Below are 15,016 nucleotides of genomic sequence, written 5' to 3'. Positions count from 1 at the left end.
CAGTTACGCGGCCGAACAGCGCGACGGAGTGGGCTTTGACCTGCGAAAAGAGTCTGCCCCGCGAGAGATTCGCGGGGCAGAACCGTCAACGTCGGGTGAGCGGCGGTCGCAATCCGAGATGTTCGCGGAGGGTCGTGCCCTCGTAGGCGGCCGGGTACGAACCGCGTTCCTGCAATTCCGGAACGAGCAGGTTCACGATGTCGTCCAGGCCGGTCGGCACCAGATACGGGGTGATATTGAAACCATCGCTGGCGCCGTGCCGGACCCAGCGGGTCAATTCGTCGGCAACCTGTCCGGGGGTACCGGAGAAGCCGAATCGCGCGGTGGTTTCGATGGCCACCTGGCGCAGCGTGAGATTGCGGGATTCTGCGAGCGCGCGCCACTGCGCGACAAGCGCGCCGCGGTCCTGTCCGTCGCGCTGTGCGCCGCGGGTGCCCGAGATCACCGACTGCTCGGCGTCCTCGGCGGGCAGCGGCCCGTCCGGATCCAGGTGCGAGAGATCGCGGCCCCAGACCTGACCCGCCAGCGAGAGCGCGGTCGCACCGGTGATCTGCTGTTCGAGCACCCAGCGCTTCTTCTCCTCGACCTCCGATTCCCGCTCGGCCAGCACGATCTGGGTGCCGGGCAGGATGCGGATGTCATCGGCGGGGCGACCGGCCGCCACCAGTCGCGCGCGAATATCGTCGGCGAAATCGAGGGCGGGATCGAAATTGGTTCCGAAGGGGGAGAAGATGACTTCGGCGTGCGCGGCCGCGAAATCGCGGCCCTGCGGTGAGACTCCGGCCTGGAAGATCACCGGGTGGCCCTGCGCACTACGCGGCAGGGTCGGGGTGATGGACACCCGGAAATGCTCGGTCTCGCGTTCGACGGTGCGCACCGAACCCGGTGTCAGCCAAGATGAGTCGCGGCGCGAGGACGCAATGGCGTTGTCGGACCAGGAATCCCAGATCTCGCGGGCGGTGCTCAGGAACTCCGCGGCACGGTCGTAGCGGTGGGCATGATCCAGAAACCCACCGCGCCTGAAGTTTTCGCCGGTCCACGCGTTATCGGTGGTGACGACGTTCCACCCGGCGCGACCGCCGGAGATCACATCGAGTCCGGATAGTCGCCGTGCCAGGTCGGCGGGCTCGTTGTAGGTGGTGTTCTGGGTGGCGACCAGGCCGATGCGGTCGGTGATACCCGCCAGCGCGGCAAGCTGGGTGATGGCATCGGGGCGGCCCGCGATATCGGTGTCCAGGAGTTGCCCGTCCTGTTCCCGCAGCCGCAATCCCTCGCCGAGGAAGAAGGCGTCGAACAGCCCGCGTTCGGCGGTGGTCGCGACGCGGCGGAAGGTTTCGAAATCGATCTGCGAACCACTGCTGGGATGGGACCAGATGGTGTGGTGATTGACGCCCTGGAAGAAGACACCGAAATGCACTCGGGCAGCAGGGAAGCGGACCTCGCTCATCGGGTGAGCTCCTTCGCGTAACGGTTGGCGGGACGGGGGAGCCGCAGATTCGCGCGCAGCGTCGAACCGGGCACCGGGCGATGCGCGATACCCGCGCGCAGCAGGGCGGGCAGGACGTAATGCGCCAGGACGGGCAGGTCCTCATCGATCACCGCGAGATGCAGGCGCACGCCATCGGTATGCGCGGACAGCTCGGTCAACAGCGCGATGAGATCGGCCGTGCCTCCCGAAAAGTGCAGTCGCGCGGCGTGATCCGCGACGGTATTATCGTCGAGCTCGGCGAGCCGCTCGCTCGCGCTCGCACCGGGGATATCCAGAGCGACGGCGAGATCGACCAGGACCCTCGGCACACCGGCCTCGCGTGCGTGCCGCACCGCCGCCAGCGTCTCCGCCACCGTCGCACCGCTCACCAGCGCCACATCGATACCGGATCCCGCTGTGTCATAACCGAATACGACCACCTGCCCCTGCGGCGGCCGCGGCACGATGGCCGGCCCCTTCACCGAGAACGTCTCCCCGATGAAATCGATGTGATGCAACCGATCCCGGTTCAGGAACTTCCCCGCCGCGTAATCCCGGACAACCGCGTCGTCCTCCCACGAATCCCACAGCCGCCGCGCCACCTCGATGGAATCCACCCGCTCCCGCCTGATGTCCGCATCGCCAACCCGCGGTGTGGCACCCCAGGTGCGGGCCGAACCCGGATCGTCGGCGGCCAGCCACCCCGCACGTCCACGGGATGCGTAGTCCAAGCTCGCCAACTGCGAGGAGATATGGAACGGCTCGGCATAGGTAGCCGCGACCACGGGTACCAGCCCGAGCGTGCTGGTAACGGCCGCGACGAACCCGGCGCGAGTCACCGCATCGATCCGTCCACCGATCGCCGGCGGTGTGATCGAATCGTCGAAGCTCGCGAAGGTGAACCCCGCGTTCTCCGCCGCAGCCACCCGCGCTCGCAATACCTGTGGACCGAGTAACCGCTCCGGCTCATGGTCGGCGCGTCGCCACGCACCCGGGTGATACCCCTCGCCGTCGAGCTCGATCCCCAGCGCGAACAGGCTCTTCCGGACTTCACTTTCGCTGCCCATGCGTTCGATGCTCATCGAACCTCGCGGCATCCACCACGGTTGCCATCACTGTGATCCGAACCGCTCGCACCGGCCGGGTGCCCCTGACCGTGGGGTTCGGCGGGGGACAGCTAAAATTGGTGGTTCTTGTGTGTCCGGAGGGCGCACAATCGATCAGTTATCTGTCAGCACACCACCGCACGAGGAGACCGTCTGTGATCACCGCGACCGACCTGGAGGTCCGGGCCGGAGTCCGCACCCTGTTGACGGCGCCCGGGCCGGCGCTGCGGGTGCAGGCCGGTGATCGGATCGGGCTGGTCGGCAGGAACGGCGCCGGGAAGACCACTACGTTGCGCATTCTTGCCGGTGAGGGAGAACCTTACGCGGGCAAGGTGATTCGTTCGGGCGATTTGGGCTATCTGCCGCAGGATCCGCGTGAGGGCAATCTGGATGTGCTCGGGCGCGATCGGGTGCTGTCGGCGCGGGGGCTGGACACGCTGATCCGCGATATGGAGAAGCAGCAGACCATCATGGCCGAGGTGGCCGATGATGCCGCCCGGGATAAGGCCGTTCGCAAGTACGGGCAGCTCGAGGACCGGTTCTCGGCGCTGGGCGGATATGTGGCCGAGAGTGAGGCGGCGCGGATCTGTAGCAGCCTGGGGTTGCCGGATCGGGTGCTCGCCCAGCCGCTGCGCACGCTGTCCGGTGGTCAGCGGCGTCGAATCGAATTGGCGCGCATCCTTTTCGCCGCCTCGGACGGCAGCGGCGGCAAGTCCGACACCACATTGCTGCTGGACGAGCCCACCAACCACCTCGACGCCGACTCCATCACCTGGCTGCGCGGATTCCTGCAGAACCACGAGGGCGGGCTCATCGTCATCTCGCACGATGTCGAACTGCTCGGTGACGTGGTCAACAAGGTGTGGTTCCTCGACGCCGTGCGCGGTGAGGCCGATATCTACAACATGGGCTGGAAGAAGTACCTCGACGCCCGCGCCACCGATGAACAGCGCCGCCGCCGCGAACGCGCCAATGCCGAGAAGAAGGCCAGCGCACTCAAGCAGCAGGCCGCCAAGCTCGGCGCCAAGGCCACCAAAGCCGCAGCGGCACATCAGATGATCAAGCGCGCCGAGCGCATGCTCTCCGAGGTCGATGAGTTGCGCGTGGCCGACCGGGTCGCCCGCATCAAGTTCCCGAACCCGGCGACCTGCGGTAAGACCCCGCTCATGGCGGAGAACCTGACCAAGATGTACGGCTCGCTGGAGATTTTCGCGGGTGTGGATCTGGCCATCGACCGCGGCAGCCGCGTGGTCATCCTGGGTCTGAACGGTGCGGGTAAGACCACGCTGCTGCGCCTGCTCGCCGGGGCCGAACAGCCCACCGCGGGCACGCTGGTGCCGGGCCACGGGCTCAAGGTGGGCTACTTCGCGCAGGAGCACGACACCCTCGACGACAACGCCAGCGTGTGGGAGAACATCCGGCACGCCGCACCCGACGCGGGCGAACAGGATCTGCGCGGACTGCTCGGCGCGTTCATGTTCTCCGGACCGCAGTTGGACCAGCCCGCGGGCACGCTGTCCGGCGGTGAGAAGACCCGTCTGGCGCTGGCCGGGCTGGTGTCCTCGGCCGCGAACGTACTGCTGCTGGACGAGCCGACCAATAACCTCGACCCGATCTCGCGCGAGCAGGTCCTGGACGCGCTGCGCAGCTATGCGGGCGCGGTCGTCCTGGTCACCCACGATCCGGGCGCGGCCGAGGCGCTCAACCCGGAGCGGGTCATCATGCTGCCCGACGGCACCGAGGACCACTGGTCGCAGGATTACCTGGAGCTCATCCAGCTCGCCTGAGTCAGTGTGCCTCGGTCAGCAGCGTTTTCAGCTGGTCATGCGGGAGCGCGGGGGAGAAGTGTCCGTCGCGCCCGGTCATATCCGAGTTCACGATGAGCGCGTTCAGTACCGCCTCCTCGACCGCGTCGACAACGGCCGCATAGAAGCGGTCCATGCGATTCCACGGCAGCCGGGTCGTGGTGATCATCTCGTCGGCGCTCGGATCCCCCACGGGGAAACCGGTTTCCGAGGGCCGGTCATCGGCGGTCGAGAACGCCAGGAACAGATCACCGGAGAACAGACTGCCGGTGGTTCCCGTGCGCGCCAAGCCGAATGGCACTCGACGCGCCATCGCCGTGCATTGCAGCGCGTGCAAAGGCGCGTCGGTTGCCACGATGACGATGACCGAGCCCGCACCGCCGGGAGCGGCCGGGGAACTGTCCGGTGCGGTGCCCCACGCCGTGGTCTCCTGCGGATTGCCCGTGCCGATCCGATCGCCGATGCGCCGCCCCGCGATCGTGAGTTCTTGGCGCGAACCGAAATTCGCCTGCAGGAAGACCCCGACCGTATAGGTCTCCGCACCGAAATCGACCAGCCGCGACGCGGTACCGCTGCCGCCCTTGAACGCGTAGCAGTTCATGCCGGTGCCGCCGCCCACCGAACCCTCTTGAAGCGGACCGGATTCCGCGGCATCGAGGGCCTCGATGACGATCTCCGGCGTCACATGCCCGCCGTTGATGTCATTGAGGTACCCGTCCCAGGTCTCCGCGCACACCGGTAGCAGCCACTGCCGCGCCCATTCCGGATGCGTTCGATTGATCCATTCGATGGTCCCGCTGTGGCACGGCCCGATCGCATGGGTATTGGAGATGGTGATGGGCATGGTCAGCTCACCCACCTCGTCTATCCATGCGGTGCCGGTCATTTCGCCATTGCCGTTGAGCACGTACCGGCCCGCCGCGCACGGCCTGCCGACACCGGCGCGCCCGCGCGGGAGGATCGCGGTCACCCCCGTGCGCACCGGGCCCTGACCGCGCCGCAGCGGCCCGTCGCCGGAAATCAGCGTGCGATAGCCGACTTCGACCCCCGGCACATCGGTGATGGCGTTCCACGGCCCGGGGCGACCGCCCGGCTCGATGCCCAATGCCCGCGCCCGCGGCCGTCCATCGGGTGAAAACGCTTGGGTATCGGACATTTACAGCTCCTTCGGCGGTGTGACTATCTCGGGGCAGCAGGTGGCGGTGCGGGCGTACGAGCAGATCAGCTGGGCGGCGCGGTTCTTGGTCATGGTGCGATTGCCGCTCACGATGTGCAGCCCGTACGCGTCCTCGAGCGCCACCAGATTGGCGGCCACGTCCAGCACCGGCGCGTCGATGAGGAAATGACCCTGCGCCACACCGACTTCCAGCGCGTTCAGATAGACCGCGACCTGCTTGTCGAACAGCGAGGTGATCAGATCCCCGTGCTGCGGCGCGAGATTGGTGTACCCCTCCAGCCGGTACAGCGCGACCACCAGCGTGTCGGCATCGGAGGCCGGTAGCCCGGCCCAGATCAGCGCGCCCATCTTGCGGCGCGCATCGGCGATCTGGGTCACCATCTCCAGGCGAGCGGTGAAGAACCGGTCACTGGCCTCGTGATGCACCGTGCGCAGCAGATTTTCCAGATCCTCGAAGTAGTAGTGCACCGTGCCCGGGGACACCCCCGCGAACTCGGCGACATCGCGAATCCGGACCTTGCCGACGCCGCGGTCCACGACCGTGGCCAGAGCCGCGTCCAGAATCGTGCGCCGCGCCCGCTCCTGATCCTTCCGTCGTGCCATAACTGCCCTCCCGCTGTATTCATTGACAGCCAGTTAAGTGATTGTTACGTCGAAAACCAGGTATTGCCAGCGACTCCAGCTCATTCTTTGATTGTAAGTCAAAGAAAGGTCCGGTCATGACCACTCCCGTTCCCGCCGGTCGCGATGCCGACGAAACCACCACCAGCTACCGTCAGCAACTCTCGCGTGCCCTGGGCATGGGCGAGAACATCCTCATCACCCTGTCCGCGGTGACACCGGCCTCCAGCGTGTTCATCATCATTCCGGCGATCCTGCTGGCGGTCGGCGGCGCGTCGGTGCTCACCCTGGGCATCGCCGCGATCGTGTCGGTCTTCGTCGGTCTGTGCTATGCCGAACTGGCGGCGCGCTATCCGATCACCGGCGGTGAATACACCTGGGCGGCACGGCTATTGGGACGGCCCATGGGATTCGCGCTGTTCCTGCTGACGCTGGTCAACGGCGTGCTGATCATCGCGGTGATCGCACTGGGCACCGGAGACTATCTGGGCGTGGCCTTTTCACAATTGAGCGGCAAATGGGTCGGCGTCGGGGTGATCGTGGTGACGACCGGCGTCGCGGTACTCAATATCAAGACCAATGCCTGGGTCACCGGGGTATTCCTGGCCATCGAGGTCGCGGCCATCACGGTCCTGGTGTTCCTGGGCTTCGCGAATGTGGAACGTGGTCCCTCCGAATGGTTTCGGGCAATGACCGCCGGAACGGACGGGCTCGAACACGTCGGGGCGAGCGCGCTGGTGCCGCTGATTCCCGTGGCGCTGTTCGCATTCAACGGCTACGGGGCCGCGGTCTACTACGCCGAGGAGACCAAGAACGCCTCCCGGACCATCGGGCGGGTCATCATGGTGTGCCTGGCCGCGACCGTCGTGATCGAGATCGTGCCGCTCGCGGCCGTCGTGCTGGGCGCGCCGTCGATGGACGAATTGCTCACCAGCGCGGCCCCACTGAACTATTTCCTGACCGCGCGCGGCGGTTCCGCGATCAACACCCTGGTGAGCGTCGCCATCGCGATCGCCATCGTGAACGCGGTGATCGCCATCATCCTGCAGATCGCGCGCCTGATTTTCGCCTCCGCCCGCGATCGCAGCTGGCCCGATCCCATCGACCGCGCCCTGAGCGGTGTGCACCCGCGCTGGCAGACACCGGTCGCCGCCACGCTCGTCACCGGAGCCATCGCCGCGATCGCCGCCGCCACACTGCCTTTGAACTGGTTGATCACCGCGACCGGCGCGGGATTGATCGTGGTCTACTTCTTCGTCGCGCTGGCGGCGCTGCGGGTGCGCCGCGAAAGGGTCACGGGCACCTACCGGATGCCGCTGTGGCCGCTGCCGCCGCTGCTCGTCATCGGCGTGATGGTTTATGCCGCTTATAGTTTGGGTCGCGATTCGGCCTCGCAACTGGTCGTCGCCGGGGTCACGCTGGTGCTCGGATTCGCCTACTACCTCGGCTATCTCCGTCCGCGCGCCGCCGATCGATGGGTACTGCCCGATCCGATCGCCGAGACCTGAGGTGACTCCGATCACAATGATTCATTGATCACAGCCGTCCGAGTCTCTAACCTGGAATGAGGCGCCCACGGCGACTCGGAGGAAGTCATGAGTGACAGGCCCGCACAGGGTAAAGCCGTATTGGGTAAAGGCACACGCGTGACGGGAAAGTCGCGAGACCGCCTGCAAACCCAGCTCAAGAAACAGTACGAAGCGGGGGCCAGCATTCGCTCCCTGGCCCGGGAGACCGGCCGCTCGTACGGTTTCATCCACAATGTGCTGGTGGAGTCGCATGTGCAACTCCGCAGCCGTGGTGGTGCGAACCGCCGGAAGGCGGCGGCGAAGGCCGGCAGCAAGTAATCGACACCGGGTCGGAAGTGGGTCGGCGGTGAAAACCGTTCGACCACTTGCGATATCGTGCGGCCACCGGCGAGGTGGGACGGCCGCTCACCGATATCGCGGACACCGGTGGATCCGGCATGGCCGCGGTCGCGACGCACGCGGCCGCTAGTCGGTGACGGTTCCGTCGCCGAGCACCAGCAGATTGGCCAGGCTCTCGAAGATCGGCAGACCGGTCTTTATCTCGAGATAGGCGAACTGGCCCTGCGGGTTCACCTCCAGGAACCAGAACTCGCCGTCCCGGCCCACGCGCAGATCCAGCACGCCGAAAGCCAATCCGAGCGCGCCCATCAGCGTGGTCAGCGATTTGCTCACCGAGGCGGGCAACCGGTCCGCGGTGAAGGCCACCGAGGTGTCCAGGCGCGAATCCACCCGTCCCACACCGGATTGCGAATCGATCCGCACCACCCACTCGATACCGTCCACCCAGACGATCCGCAGATCGCATTCGGCGTGGATGTAGTCCTGGAAAATGGTGGGGGAGTCGCGGATTCCGCGCAGCAGATCGGTATCCGCCGGGGTCACCAGCCGGGTCTCGGTGAACGCGCCGCGGCCGGTGCCGGTGCGCTTGAACACCACCGGCCCGGGCCGCGAATCGATGAACGAGCGCGCCTCGTCGGGATCATTGGTGATGAGCGTCTCCGGCACCGCGAAACCGGCGCGGTAGGCCGTTTCCAATTGCACCAGTTTACGATTCGCGGTCCGATCGGCCCCCGGATCGTTCACCCACAGCGCGGGCATGGACCAGAGCAGACCCTGTAGGAAGCCGTCGCATTCGGCCTGCCGGTAGGCGTCGTCATCGCTGCGCAGACTGCCGGGCACCGCGCACGGATGCGGTCGTCGCCACCAGACCGCGGAGACCGCGTCGAGCCCGAGGACATGGGAGAGGCTGCGCGAGGTGCCGTCCCGGCTCACCCGGAAAGTACCGTTCTCCCGGGGGAAGTCGCGCATATCGAGCCGAATCGGACTGAGCGCGTGGTGCTTCCGCAGGGTGGCGGCGAGCGCATCGCCGTGAAGGTCGTCGGCTTCGGTGACTACGAGTACCGAACCCGTTGTGCGGGCGGGCATCTGGGCCCCGTCAGTCGAGACTGTCGGCGGCTATGCCGTCATCACTGCCGTGCAGCGATCGGGTTTGGCAGCAGGTCATGGTGGCGCCGCCGACGCCGGGATGAGCGGTGAGTTCCAGGCCGCGGGCCCAGGCCTCGGTGAGCGCCTGTAGTTCCTCGTCACCGCGAGCGGGGGAGTAGTCGGCCGGAATGGTGGGCGGGCGCTCGGTGAGTTCGACGCGGCGCCGCTGCGTGAAATCCGCTGTGGTGCCGTTGCGTACTCGCACGAAAACCGGGCTGCCCTCGCAGATTCCTTGCGGCGCCACAACTTCCCTTGCGGTGAGGTCCAGAACATCTGCCCTGCGGAAGGTCCAGGTGCCGTCGGAGACGCGCACACTGATGAACCGCTCGGTGGATGCTACGAGATAGCCAGATAGCGGTGGCGCGGTAGCGTCGATATGCGCTGACGCGAGGTGATGGAGGGCGCCGGTCATGCTTAACTCCGATCTGCTCGGGATTTGCTGCGGGGCCGAGCTTGATCTGAATCATATCCCGCGACGCCGCTGAAACGGTTCGCAACGAAATATTTCCAACGCTCCGGCAAACCCTACCGAGGCGTCGGAAACCGCTCAGCCTGAGACTTTTTCGCTACCCCGAGCGCGAATCAGAGTCCAAGTGTCCCGGGCGATTCGGCGAGTCCTCGCAGTGCGGCACCCGGATCGGAAACGAGCTTGCGAGCCTTCAGATCCATAATCCCGGCAATCACCGTGATCTCCGCGGACACCGTTCCGTCCAGCTTGCGGATCAGCTGGCGCATGGTGAAAACCTTGCCGCCCTGCCATTCGAATTCGCAGCTCACGGTCACTTCATCACCGAGATGCAGTTCCCGGAAGTACTTGATGTTGTTCTCCAGCACCACCGGTCCGATCCCGGCGGCGACCAGCTTCTCGCCCGGCGTCCCGGCCGCCCGCAACATCTCCCAGCGCGCGTGCTCGGCGTACTGCAGGTACACGGCCTGGTTGAGGTGGCCGTTGATATCGAGTTCATAGCCGCGAACGGTGACCGGTACGGAGAAAGCCATGAACCGAACAACCCGGGCATTCGGTCGCGCATTCCGGAAATTCGGTGGTCTGCGGCACAATCCGGCGATTGCCGGGCTACCCGCGGCCGATCTCGCCGCGGGTGTATTGCCGCAGGTTGGCGCGCCGCTGTGCAATTGGTCGGGCAGGAGCGTGGGCGGCCGACCGGTATGCGTTCAATGTTCGGCCGCGCGACGTTCAGCGGCGGTTGGCATTGCGCTCGGCCCACCACTGCGGGGCGTCCACGAAATGGTTGTCGAACTCCTCCTGCGCTTTCGCCAGTTCCTCGAAACCGGATTCGCCCTTGGCAATCCGATCCAGGGTGCGGAAGTACTCGAAACGCTGCACGCCCGGCATGAGCGCGATCATGATGCGGGCCGAACTGTCCGGCGTCGCGCCGAAGGCGTGCGGCATGAGCTTGGGCACCACGATGGAGCCGCCCGCCGCGACGGTGACGATGCGATCGCCCGCGAGCACCTGCAGTTCGCCGTCGGCGACGTAGAACAGCTCATCGGAGAGCGTGTGGAAGTGCGGAGCGGCACCGTCCGCGCCCTGCTTCATGGTGACCTCGAGGGTGCTGACCGAACCGCCGGTCTCGTTCGCGTCCAGCATTAATCGCATGGTGACGCTGTCGGTGCCCAGGGTCTCGGCCTCGTGCGGCTGGCGGATGGCGACGGGGCGGGAGGTGGTGTTCATGGCAAGCTCCGAATTATTCGATGGGTTATAGTTCGCTATCGAACTATATAGGAGCGAATAAGATGCTGTCCATGGGTGAGACGAAATCCGATGCGGTCGACACCATCACCGCGCAGTGGCATCGCGAACGACCCGACCTGAACCTGGAGGCCATGGCCATAATCGGCCGGCTCGGCAGGCTCTCCATCGTGGCCGGGCGGCAGATCGAAGAGGTCTTCGCCGCACACGGATTGCAGCGCGGCGAGTTCGATGTGGTTGCGGCGCTACGTCGTTCGGGGGAGCCCTATGAGCTCAACCCCTCGGTGCTCGCCGATACGCTGATGCTCTCGCGCGCCGGCATGACGGGCCGCCTGGACCGCTTGGAACAGGCGGGACTGGTGCGCCGCATCGCGGACGCGGGCGATCGCCGCGCGATCCGGGTGGCGCTCACCGATCGCGGCCTCGAACTCATCGATCTGGTGATCACCGAACACGTGGACAACGAGACCCGCATCCTGTCGGTGCTCTCCGCGAAGGATCGCAAGGATCTGGATCGAATCACCCGATTGTTGCTGGCGGATCTGGAGCGCGGCGACTAGGGCGTCAATTCTTGCGGCGCACAGAGGCTTCCACGACATCCAGGACGGCCGCGAGGTTGTCATTGGCGTGGCCGGAGGCGATGCGGGCGATCAGGCCGTCCAGTACGAGGTCCAGGTAACCCAGCAGGACCGTGGTGGGGACGTCGTCGCGCAGCGCGCCTTCGGCTTTGCGGCGCTCCAGGCGCGCGACCGTCGCAGCGGTCAGCTCGACCGAGCGTTCCTCCCAGTTGGCCCGGAATTCGGGATCGTTGCGCAGGCGGCGCGCGATCTCCAAACGCGTTCCGAGCCAATCGAAATCCTCGGGGCGCGCGAGCATATCGCGCATCACCTGGATCAGACCCTGGTTCGCGGCCACCTCGGCCATACGACCGGCGTCCTCCTGGGCCAGGGCCAGGAACAGTGCGTCCTTATCGCGGAAGTGATGGAAGATCGCGCCCCGGGACAGACCGGTCGCCTCTTCCAGCCGACGCACGGTCGCGCCCTCGTAACCGTATTCGGCGAAACAGCTGCGTGCCCCGTCCAGAATCTGGCTGCGGCGGGCGGCGAGGTGGTCGTCACTGACCTTGGGCATGGACTCCTCCGAAACGGGATGTGCGGGATCTCCGCACCGATCATGAACGACCGGTGCGGAAATCCCGCACTAGCGACGAGCGAAGCGGCCCTTGCGGACCGCGCGGCGGGATCACGGAAAACCGTTGCCCGCCACCACGACTCGGCCGTGAAACAGCCCTTCCCAGCCGAGTCGTGTGGAGCCGAACTAGCCGCGGATCATGTTCCGCAGCACGAACTGCAGGATGCCACCGTTGCGGTAGTAATCCGCCTCACCGGGGGTATCGATGCGCACGACAGCGTCGAACTCGACCTTGGTGCCGTCGGTCTTGGTGGCGGTCACCTTCATGGTCTTCGGAGTCACACCCTCGTTCAGCTTGGTGATCCCCTCGATATCGAAGGTTTCGGTGCCGTCCAGGCCCAGCGACGCGGCGGACTCGCCGGCCGGGAACTGCAGCGGCACAACGCCCATGCCGATCAGGTTGGAGCGGTGGATGCGCTCGAACGATTCGGTGATGACGGCCTTGACGCCCAGCAGGCTGGTGCCCTTGGCGGCCCAGTCACGCGAGGAACCCGAGCCGTACTCCTTGCCGCCCAGCACGACCAGCGGGATGCCCGCGGCCTGGTAGTTCTGCGAGGCGTCGTAGATGAAGGCCTGCGGGCCGCCTTCCTGGGTGAAGTCACGGGTGTAACCGCCCGAGACGTCGTCCAGCAGCTGGTTGCGCAGCCGGATGTTCGCGAAGGTGCCGCGAATCATCACCTCGTGGTTGCCACGACGCGAACCCAGCGAGTTGTAGTCCTTGCGCGCCACACCGTGCGAGTCCAGGTACTGCGCGGCCGGGGTGCCCGGCTTGATCGGACCGGCGGGGGAGATGTGGTCGGTGGTGACCGAATCGCCGAGCAGCGCGAGCACACGAGCGCCCTTGATATCGGTGACCGGGCTCGGATCCATCGACATGCCCTCGAAGTACGGCGCCTTGCGGACGTAGGTCGAGTTCTCGTCCCACGCGAAGGTGTCGCCCTCGGGGGTGTTCAGGCCCTGCCAGCGCTGATCGCCGTCGAAGACGGTGGCGTAGGAGCTGGTGAACATATCCCGGCTGATCGCCGACTTGATGGTGTCGTCGATCTCCTGCGGGGACGGCCAGATGTCCTTCAGGAAGACGTCGTTGCCGTCGGAGTCCTGGCCCAGGGCGTCGACCTCGAAGTCGAAGTCCATGGTGCCCGCCAGCGCGTACGCGATGACCAGCGGCGGGGAGGCCAGGTAGTTCATCTTCACGTCGGGGGAGATACGACCCTCGAAGTTACGGTTGCCCGAGAGCACCGCGGTGACCGAGAGGTCGTTGTCGTTGATCGCGGCCGAGATCTGCTCCGGCAGCGGACCGGTGTTGCCGATGCAGGTGGTGCAGCCGTAACCGCCGACGTAGAAGCCCAGCTTCTCCAGGTACGGCCACAGGCCGGCCTTCTCGTAGTAATCCGAGACGACCTGCGAGCCCGGGGCCATATTGGTCTTGACCCACGGCTTGGACGCGAGGCCCTTCTCGACCGCGTTGCGGGCCAGCAGCGCCGCACCGATCATGACCGACGGGTTCGAGGTGTTGGTGCAGGAGGTGATGCCCGCGACCACGACGGCGCCGTGATCGAGCACGAAGTCACCGCGCTCGGGATCGGAGACCTTGACCGGCTTGGACGGGCGACCCGCATTGCCGTTGGCGGCGGTCGGAACCGGGGTCTCGTCGAACGCGGTGCCCGAGGCGACCGGATCGCTGGCCGGGAAGGACTCCTCGATCGCCTCGTCCAGCGCGGTGTGCGGGACCGGATCGTTGGTGTAGGTGCGGATGTCCTTGCGGAACGCGTTCTTGCTGTCCGACAGCAGGATTCGGTCCTGCGGACGCTTCGGGCCGGCGATGGACGGCACCACGGTGCTCAGGTCCAGCTCCAGGTACTCCGAGTACGCGGGCTCCTTGTCGGCGTCGTGCCACAGGCCCTGTTCCTTGGCGTACGCCTCGACGAGCGCGAGCTGCTCATCGCTGCGGCCGGTGAGGCGCAGGTAGTTGATGGTCTCCTCATCGATCGGGAAGATCGCTGCGGTGGAACCGAATTCGGGGCTCATATTGCCCAGGGTGGCGCGGTTCGCCAGCGGAACCTCGGCCACGCCCTTGCCGTAGAACTCCACGAACTTGCCGACAACGCCGTGCTTGCGCAGCATGTCGGTGACGGTGAGCACCACGTCGGTGGCGGTGACGCCGGGCTTGATCTCACCGGTCAGCTTGAAGCCGACCACGCGCGGGATCAGCATGGAGACCGGCTGGCCCAGCATGGCGGCCTCGGCCTCGATACCGCCGACGCCCCAGCCCAGCACGCCCAGGCCGTTGACCATGGTGGTGTGCGAGTCGGTGCCGACACAGGTGTCGGGGTAGGCCTGGCCGTTGCGGACCATGACCGTGGGGGCCAGGTATTCGATGTTCACCTGGTGCACGATGCCGACGCCCGGCGGGACGACCTTGAAGTCGTCGAACGCGCCCTGGCCCCAGCGCAGGAACTGGTAGCGCTCGCCGTTGCGCTGGTACTCCAGGTCGACGTTGCGCTCGAGGGCGTCGGCGGTGCCGAACACGTCGAGGATGACCGAGTGGTCGATGACCATATCGGCGGGGGAGAGCGGGTTCACCTTGCTCGGATCGCCGCCGAGGGTGGTGACGGCCTCACGCATGGTGGCGAGGTCGACGATGCAGGGCACACCGGTGAAGTCCTGCATGATCACGCGGGCCGGGGTGAACTGGATCTCGGTGTCCGGCTCGGCGGACGGGTCCCAGTTCGCGAGCGCGCGGACGTGGTCCGCGGTGATGTTCGCGCCGTCTTCGGTGCGGAGAAGGTTCTCGGCGAGAACCTTGAGGGCGTAGGGCAGCTTCTCGGTGCCGGGTACGGCCGCGAGGCGGAAGATCTCGTAGGAGTTGCTTCCGACCTCGAGGGTGCCCTTGGCGCCGAAGGAATCAATACTCGTCACTGTC

General features: G+C 66.3%; 14 protein-coding genes. 4 read left to right on the top strand and 10 right to left on the bottom strand.

The features are described from left to right. Positions 1 to 85: 85 nt before the first annotated feature. Both AB0L82_RS14175 and AB0L82_RS14170 read right to left on the bottom strand, forming a co-directional pair. Entirely contained in the window at positions 86 to 1,447 is a 1,362-nt protein-coding gene (locus AB0L82_RS14175) for an NtaA/DmoA family FMN-dependent monooxygenase (RefSeq protein ID WP_364635213.1), read from the bottom strand. Continuing rightward, on the bottom strand, positions 1,444 to 2,550 hold the full coding sequence (locus AB0L82_RS14170; RefSeq protein ID WP_364635210.1) for an LLM class flavin-dependent oxidoreductase: 1,107 nt from the start codon (positions 2,548 to 2,550) through the stop codon (positions 1,444 to 1,446). Before AB0L82_RS14170 ends, AB0L82_RS14175 begins: the two co-directional genes overlap by 4 nt. Before the next feature lie 179 nt (positions 2,551 to 2,729). On the opposite strand from AB0L82_RS14170, the gene AB0L82_RS14165 reads away from it, so the two are divergent. Next, the gene (locus AB0L82_RS14165; protein WP_364635207.1) at positions 2,730 to 4,361 is read left to right on the top strand and encodes an ABC-F family ATP-binding cassette domain-containing protein; all 1,632 of its coding nucleotides are present in this window, start codon (positions 2,730 to 2,732) and stop codon (positions 4,359 to 4,361) included. Position 4,362: 1 nt separating this feature from the next. Here AB0L82_RS14165 and AB0L82_RS14160 read toward each other — a convergent pair whose 3' ends face one another. Beyond that, entirely contained in the window at positions 4,363 to 5,535 is a 1,173-nt protein-coding gene (locus AB0L82_RS14160; RefSeq protein ID WP_364635204.1) for a P1 family peptidase, read from the bottom strand. Next, positions 5,536 to 6,159, bottom strand: coding sequence for a TetR/AcrR family transcriptional regulator (locus AB0L82_RS14155; protein WP_364635201.1), 624 nt, complete (start codon positions 6,157 to 6,159; stop codon positions 5,536 to 5,538). A gap of 116 nt (positions 6,160 to 6,275) precedes the next feature. Between AB0L82_RS14155 and AB0L82_RS14150 the strand changes: the two genes are divergently transcribed. Beyond that, entirely contained in the window at positions 6,276 to 7,685 is a 1,410-nt protein-coding gene (locus AB0L82_RS14150; protein WP_364635199.1) for an APC family permease, read from the top strand. Between the two features lie 87 nt (positions 7,686 to 7,772). Further along, a complete protein-coding gene (locus AB0L82_RS14145) occupies positions 7,773 to 8,024 on the top strand; it encodes a helix-turn-helix domain-containing protein (protein ID WP_364635196.1) in 252 nt (83 codons plus the stop codon). Between the two features lie 147 nt (positions 8,025 to 8,171). Here the strand turns inward: AB0L82_RS14145 and AB0L82_RS14140 are convergent, their stop codons facing one another. The 4 genes from AB0L82_RS14140 to AB0L82_RS14125 form a co-directional block, all read right to left on the bottom strand. Beyond that, positions 8,172 to 9,131 carry a hypothetical protein gene (locus AB0L82_RS14140; RefSeq protein WP_364635193.1) on the bottom strand — a complete coding sequence of 320 codons (960 nt, stop codon included), beginning with the start codon at positions 9,129 to 9,131 and terminating at the stop codon, positions 8,172 to 8,174. Positions 9,132 to 9,141: 10 nt separating this feature from the next. Further along, entirely contained in the window at positions 9,142 to 9,603 is a 462-nt protein-coding gene (locus AB0L82_RS14135) for a hypothetical protein (protein ID WP_364635190.1), read from the bottom strand. A gap of 170 nt (positions 9,604 to 9,773) precedes the next feature. Beyond that, positions 9,774 to 10,190: an acyl-CoA thioesterase gene (locus AB0L82_RS14130; protein ID WP_364635187.1), complete on the bottom strand. Its 417-nt coding sequence runs from the start codon at positions 10,188 to 10,190 to the stop codon at positions 9,774 to 9,776. A gap of 196 nt (positions 10,191 to 10,386) precedes the next feature. Next, positions 10,387 to 10,800: a cupin domain-containing protein gene (locus AB0L82_RS14125; protein ID WP_364636085.1), complete on the bottom strand. Its 414-nt coding sequence runs from the start codon at positions 10,798 to 10,800 to the stop codon at positions 10,387 to 10,389. Positions 10,801 to 10,955: 155 nt separating this feature from the next. On the opposite strand from AB0L82_RS14125, the gene AB0L82_RS14120 reads away from it, so the two are divergent. After that, a complete protein-coding gene (locus tag AB0L82_RS14120; RefSeq protein ID WP_364635184.1) occupies positions 10,956 to 11,462 on the top strand; it encodes a MarR family transcriptional regulator in 507 nt (168 codons plus the stop codon). 4 nt (positions 11,463 to 11,466) lie between these two features. On the opposite strand, the gene AB0L82_RS14115 is transcribed toward AB0L82_RS14120, so the two are convergent. After that, on the bottom strand, positions 11,467 to 12,033 hold the full coding sequence (locus AB0L82_RS14115) for a helix-turn-helix domain-containing protein (protein ID WP_364635181.1): 567 nt from the start codon (positions 12,031 to 12,033) through the stop codon (positions 11,467 to 11,469). Positions 12,034 to 12,219: 186 nt separating this feature from the next. Beyond that, positions 12,220 to 15,012, bottom strand: a complete 2,793-nt coding sequence (locus tag AB0L82_RS14110; RefSeq protein WP_364635178.1) for an aconitate hydratase — start codon at positions 15,010 to 15,012, stop codon at positions 12,220 to 12,222. Positions 15,013 to 15,016 lie beyond the last annotated feature (4 nt).

This window comes from Nocardia sp. NPDC052001 (assembly GCF_040680615.1).
Classification (GTDB): Bacteria; Actinomycetota; Actinomycetes; order Mycobacteriales; family Mycobacteriaceae; genus Nocardia.
This window is presented reverse-complemented; position numbering and strand designations above follow the sequence as displayed.